Genomic DNA, 7552 nt, shown 5'->3' on the forward strand with positions numbered 1-7552 from the left:
TCCTGTTGCAGCAGCACCTGTTCTATCTCGCCCGGCTCTATCCTATAACCCCTGATCTTTACCTGGTCGTCTATCCTGCCCAAATATTCGATGTTACCATCCGGCAGCCATCTCCCCATATCCCCCGTTCTGTACAACTTTGCTTCCTTATCTTCACTGTACGGGTCTGCGATAAACTTCTCCTTTGTTAGCTCCGGCTGATTCAGATAGCCCCTCGCCACCTGTACGCCACCGATGCAGATCTCACCCGGCACGCCGATTGGGCTTAAACCACCTGACTTGCTCCTGATATGAATCTGCGTGTTTGACACCGGTGCGCCGATAGGTACAATTTCTATGTCCGGATTTTTCTCTAAATCGCTCCAATAGGTAACGTCGATGGCGGCTTCGGTAGGACCATATAAATTATGCAGCGTTACGTGAGGCAATTTGTTCCTGAATAGTTTTACCTGGGCTGTTGTCAAGGCTTCGCCACTGCATAATACATGCTTAAGCGCCGGACAATCTCCCTTTTCTATGTCGAGCAAAAACACACTCAACATCGACGGAACAAAATGGAGAAGGGTTATATTTTGGTTTTCAATTATCGATTTCAGATACAAGCTATCGCCCTGCGCGCCGGGTTTGGCGAACACCAGTTTAGCTCCTGTTAATATCGGCCACAAAAGCTCCCAAACGGATACGTCAAAGCTGAATGTATTTTTTTGTAAAACAGTATCTACCGAAGTTAATCCGAAATAATTTTGTGTCCAGGTTAACCGGTTTACGACTCCTCCATGCTCATTCATGGCTCCTTTTGGCTTCCCTGTTGAACCGGAAGTATAAATCACATAAGCTAATTGATCAGCATCGATTGTTGTATCAAGATCACTATCATCCTGTTTTGAAATCAGTTGCCAATCCTTGTCCAATTTTATTATCTGCAGGTTTTCCCCATTAAGTTTTGAGCTACCCGCTCCGCTACTCAAAACTATTTTAGCAGCAGAATCATTGAGCATGTAAGCAATCCTATCAGCAGGATATTCAGGATCAACGGGAATATATGCACCACCGGCCTTTAATATGCCAACTATGCCTATCAGCATTTCAAAACTGCGCCCGAGGCAAATTGGCACAAGCGTTTCCCTGCTAACGCCCTGCAATTGCAGATAGCGGGCTAACTGATTAGCAAGTCCGTTTAGTTCATGATATGTAAGCGCCGCATCATTAAACTTTACTGCTATAGCATCAGGTGTTTTTTTCACCTGCTCTTCAAAAAGACTTACAAGATTTTTATCGGCCGGATATGATGCAGAAGTATTATTAAACTCTTTTAAAATTGATGCTTCGGCCGGGGTGAGAATCGAAATATCATTTAATTTTGTTGCCGCACCTTCGCTAATCTGCAAAAGCACATGGGCAAACTGATCAACGATAGACTGTACAAAGGTTGTTTCTAAAAGATCGGCATTATAATTAAAAGTAAAGTTCAGGCCATAGGCATCAGCAATTAAAATAGTTAAAGGGTAATTAGTTTGTTCGTAAGTACTGGCGTTCTCAACTTTTAACGACCATTGTTTGGCGTTGATAGCTTCATTCACCGGGTAATTTTCAAAAACCAGCAAGCTGTCAAACAAGTCGGCTTTAATACCAGTCCACTCCTTTATGCTTTGCAGCGTGGCATGCTGATAATTTCTTGAAGCAGCCTGATCTTTCTGCAAACCTTGTAACCAGTCAGTTATCTCCTGATTATCAAAAGTAGCTTTAAACGGAATCGTATTGATAAACAGCCCCACACGATGCTCAACACCGGGCAAGTCATCGGGCCTGCCAGATACAACCGCACCAAATAATACATCGTTATTACCGGTATACCTGTTTAACAGCAGCGCCCATACACCCTGCATCAGGGTATTTAATGTAATACGATGTTTCTTTACAAATTCATACACCGGGGCCGAAGCCTCTTTATCAAATGCTTTTGTAACCGAAAGAAAATTGCCTTTTAAAAGTGAAGCATTTGTTTTTTTAACAAAGGGCAAAGAAGTCCCCTCGCTTATGCCTTGTAAATAATTTCGCCAATAGCTTTCTTCAGCCCATTTATCCCTGCGTTCCAGGTAACGGATAAAATCTTCATACTTATCTTCCGGTGCTTTGGCTACAGCCTTAGCTTGTAATAAAAGTTCATAAGCTTCTAAAAACTCGGTCATTAAAACAGGTAGCGACCAGCCGTCGAACAGGATATGATGAAAACTCCACAACATCCTGTAACGGTTATCACTTAACCGAAACAGAGTAATACGCATTAAAGGCGCAACGCTAAAATCAAAGCCCTTTTCCCTATCGGCAATTAAGCAATCATTAAGTGCTGTAGTTTGAGATGCCTGATCCTGCCCACGGTAGTCTATTTCGGTTACAGGAAGCATCACATCCCTGTAAACGCACTGAACAGGGATACTAAACGATTCATGGTAAAAGCCGGTACGTAAAATGGTATGCCTGGCAATAACTTCGGCCCAGGCATCTTTGAAAACATTAAGATCGGCATCAATAATATCGCAGGTAAACTGCTCAACATAGCTGCCAAACTGTTCGTTATAGAGGCTATGGAACAGCATACCCTCCTGCAGGCCACTTAACCTGTAAATGGAAACTACATTTTTTTGGTTGCCTGCCGATACTTTGGGCAGATTAGAAATATACCGGATTAATTCATCTTTATGCGATTTAATAAAATTAATGACCTCGCTGTTGTTTTTAACAGCGTTTATCTGTTCCTGGGTAACCTTGTTTTTATTAGCATTTAAATTCAGCTTTTCATTATCAACCGATAACGAAAAGTTCATTCTTTCAAGGTTTAATAAAAATTCACCTATTTCCATAAAACCTGTTACTTAAAAACTCATGATGCTATCCGTATCGTTATCATTCAGAAATTTATCCAATTCCTGATAATTTATCTCGGCCCCTAAGCCGTAGTCGGCGGGTGTGAATATTATTTTTGATTTAGCTTGTTCCAAACAGTGATCAATTAATTGTGACAGGTAGGTTATATACTTTAGTGACAAATCATTAATTGTTGTTTCAATATAATGCTTGTTACTAAAGCTCCAGTTTATTATCAATTCTCCGGCAATAATATAGCTATTTATAGTGATTTTAACCGGCGAAAACTGACTTTTGTTTATCGCTTCTCCACTATTTTCTTCAGCATAATTAAACCAATTGCCCACGCTTACTGCCTGGTCAAACTGCCCCAGGTAATTGAACATGATATCCCACGGATCATTTCCCTGCAAACCATCGGCCTTGTTGATGTATTTTAATACTCCAAAACCCAGGCCTTTATCAGCTACTTTTCTTAAATCTTCCTTAACTGCTTTTATCAATTTATCTGCATCTGTTTCGGCCCGGAGTTTTACGGGGTATAGACTGGTAAACCAGCCCATGGTATTACTAACATCAACTTCATCTGTTATTGGTTCGCGGCCATGCCCTTCAAGTCCTATTACTACCTGTTGTTTACCAGTCCAGCTACATAAAATGCCGGACAGGGCCGCCAGTAATAAGTCATTTATTTCTGTATGGTATACCTTTGGCACTTCACGCAGCAAAAGTGTGGTATAATAGATATTAAGTTTTACACGGATATTAACCATGTCGCCCATTTGAGCGTTGCCACTAAAAGTTGTATCAACCGGTAAAGATTCATAACTGCTTGCGATCTGCTCCCAGTATTTCTGTTGTACCAGCAATCTTCCGCTTTGACTGTATTGAGTTAAGGCCTGATGCCATTGCCTGTATGAGCTACCTTTTGCACCTAAATCAGGCTGTTCGCCAGTGGCGATGTTGTCAAGCAGGGTGTTTAAGTCATTTAAGATAATCCTTAATGATACCCCGTCAACTGCCAAATGATGAATAACAACAGAAAGCCGGTTTGCTATTTCAGTACGAGGCATTTTCATTAGCACCACATTGATCAGTCTGCCATCGGTAATTGACAAACTGCGCTGATATTCGTTTGTGTATGCACTTATGCCGGCATTTAAATCCTGTATATCGGTCAGATCTTCAACCTGCACATTTACCTGCATTGTACCGTAGCGTTGCACCCAATTACCATTGATATCGGTGTACTGCAACCTTAAAGTATCATGATGGGAAACCAAAACATCAAAACACATTTGCAAGGTATCTACGCTGATATTTTTATCTATAGATAATAAAACAGCCTGGTTATAATGTGAGATTTCTGTTTCATTTTTTTCAAGATACCACTGCTGAACAGGCAATAAACCTGTCTCTCCGCTTAAAACACCCTGTTCGGTTTTGATTTTATTAACACCGTTTTTCTGTACAGCTTCGGCAAGGCGTGCTATCACCTGATGATAAAATATATCCCTGGGCTGAATTTCTATACCATATTTACGGGCCCTACTCACTACCTGTATCGTTAAAATAGAGTCTCCGCCGAGCTCAAAGAAATTATCATAAACGCCTATACCATCCAGGCTTAAAAGCTCCTGCCAGATCTGTACCAGCTGCTCTTCAGTTTGATTGCGCGGTGCAACGTAGGTTTCTGGTATTGTACTGTTTATTTCTGCTTCAGGTAACGCTTTTTTATCTATTTTACCATTCACTGTTAATGGTAAATTTTCCATTCCTACCCAAAGTCGCGGCACCATATATTCTGGCAAACGTTCCTGAAGATATTGCTGTAATTGCTGCTTATCATAAATAGCTTTATCCACTACTACATAGGCTATCAGGCGTTTAATGCCTTGTTGATCGGCCCGGGCAAGTACTGCCGCCTGTGTTACATCAGGATTTTGCAACAGCACATTTTCGATTTCTCCGAGTTCTATCCTATAACCGCGGATCTTTACCTGGTCGTCTGCGCGACCGAAGTATTCCAGGTTTCCATCGGCCAGCCAGCGTGCAGTATCTCCGGTACGGTAAAGGCGACCGCTTGTTTTAAATGGATTTGTTATAAACTTAGCTGCTGTTAAATCGGGATTATTCAGATAACCGCGTGCTATGCCTGCACCACCTATGTAAAGCTCTCCCTTTACTCCTATAGGCTGCTGCTCTCCCTCTTCGTTCAACACATATAGCTGCGTATTGGAGATTGGCCTACCGATAGGGATAGCCAACGGAATATCAGAAAGACTGTCCGAAAGTTTAAAACTATAAACGCTGCAACCTACTGTAGCTTCCGTAGGGCCATATTCATTGATTATTTCATTATCACATTCGCCGGCATGATATCCGTCAAAATGGTTAAGCCAAAGCGCTTCTCCGCCAATTACCAATCTGTCGGCAAGGTTGTTCCTGTCTTCAATGGAAGTAGCTTCCTTTAACAGGCTGATATGGGCCGGAGTAATTTTTATAAATTCATATGGCGCATATTTTAACAGGTTGGCATCTTCAAATACGTTATCATATTTTGCACCTGCAATCACCATCAACCTGCCATTAATCAATGGCATAAACAAAGCGGTAACCGAGGCATCAAACGTATAAGACAGATGCATAAACGTACCCGATTTGTTATGGCTATCGCCGATATATTTCGTCCTGTTATTTACGAGATAATTGATAAAGTTATCATGTTCCACCATCACGCCTTTAGGTTTGCCAGTTGAACCTGAAGTATAGATCACATAGGCCAGCTGATTTGGATCGATAGTAATATTTAGATTTCCGAAGCTTTGTGCCTGTATTTCCTCGTTATTATCCAGTTGGATAACATGAGCATTTACATCCGCCAGGTTTACTTTGCCTGTACTGCTGCTTAATACAATTGGTGCTTTTGTATCGTCAAGAATATAACTGATCCGTTCTTTGGGGTATTCGATATCAACCGGCACGTAAGCCGCACCAGTTTTCAGGATACCCAAAATGCCCGCCATCATATTGATGCCGCGCTCAATGCAAATTGCTACCAGCGATTCTTTACCGGCTCCTTGTTGTTTCAGGTAGTTCGCAACCTTATTTGATTCCTCGTTTAATTGTTGATAAGTTACCCTTTCATCTTCGAATATGATCGCGGTTGCAGTTGGCGTTTCTGTCACCTGTGCCTCAAACAGGCTAATAATATTTGCTTCTTTCGGATAGGTTGCTGTTGTTTCGCTGAACGCTTTTAATTCCTGTTCTTCTGCTTTGCTAAGCAGTTGCAGTTTGTTAATTACAGTTGATGGTTCTTCAGTTACTGAGTTGATCAGCTCTGCATAATGCCCAGCCAATCTTGCAATAGTCGCTGCCTCATAAAGGTCGGTGTTGTATTCGGTTACGATCCTAATCCCGTCTTTGGTTTCTTCGGCATTATAGCTCAGATCATATTTGCTCGACTGGCTACCCACCCTTTCTCCCATGATTTTGATATCACCTAATTCGAGCATAGGGATCGTTCCTGTATTCTGCAATACAAACATTACCTGGAACAGTGGACTCCTGCTCAAATCCCTTTCTTTTGCGACGGCTTCTACTATTTTTTCAAACGGCACTTCCTGGTGACTATAAGCTTCAAGCGTGGTTTGTTTTACTTTAGATAATAGTTCTGTAAATGTCTCTTTGCCATCTATCGCTGTCCTTAACGCCAGTGTATTTACAAAAAAGCCTATCAAATTTGCTGTTTCTTCCCTATCGCGGTTGGCTACAGGTGCACCTACACAGATATCTTTTTGGCCGCTGTAACGGTATAATAACACCTTGAATATGGCTAACAGTGTCATATACAGCGTTGCCCCCTGTTCAAGGCTTAGCTTTTGCAGTTTTGTTGCTTGTTCTTTTCCTATAGTAAACTCATACACCGCCCCCCGGCTGCTTTGTACGACAGGACGAATATGGTCAGTTGGCAGCTCAAGCGTAGTTAAACCTGCTAACTTTTGTTCCCAGTAGTTTAATTTGCTTTGAAGCGTGTCTGCACCAAGGTATTCCCTTTGCCAGATCGCATAATCTGCATATTGGATCTCAGGGCTTTTTAGTTTCGGCATTTCGTTATTGTTGTAACTGCCGTACAACTTGCTGAACTCTGATACCAGTACAGGCATTGACCAACCATCCGCTGCAACATGATGAAATACCAATAGCAATAGATATTCGTCCGCTCCTATTGCAATCAGCTCTGCACGGAGCATATCGTCTTGCGACAAATCGAATGGTCTTAATGTTTCTTTAGTAATATAATCCGTAAGTTCTGATTCTTCTTTGGTCGATAATTTTAATGCCCAGGTGTTTTCTTTGACGTGCTGATAGCCCTGGCCTTCATGTTCCCTGATCACTGTACGCAAAACTTCATGACGGTTCACGACTTCTTTCAGGGCGTTTTCAAGAGCGATTATATTTACATTACCCTCAAGTTTCAGTAGTGCAGGTATATGGTACTGAACACTGCCCTCCAATCTGTCAATAAACCACAACCGTTCCTGACTGTAGGATAACGGAATATATTCAGGTCGCGGATTTACTTTTTGGATCGTACTGCCTGCTGCTGTTGTTGTTTCTTCTTCCAGTTGTTTTACCAAATCGGCTATAGTCGGGTGCACAAACAGATCACGAATTTTTAATTCCT

The 7552-nt window shown here is 41.8% G+C and carries 2 protein-coding genes; both read right to left on the bottom strand.

Going from position 1 to position 7552, the window contains the following annotated elements; all coding sequences use genetic code 11:
- Positions 1–2825: non-ribosomal peptide synthetase (locus tag AC59JO_RS29480; protein ID WP_497309986.1), on the bottom strand; the 2825-nt coding region annotated here is incomplete at its 3' end.
- Between the two features lie 48 nt (positions 2826–2873).
- On the bottom strand, positions 2874–7552 hold a 4679-nt coding region (locus tag AC59JO_RS29485), incomplete at its 5' end, for an amino acid adenylation domain-containing protein (RefSeq protein WP_497309988.1).

It is taken from the genome of Mucilaginibacter sp. A5337, assembly GCF_059690695.1.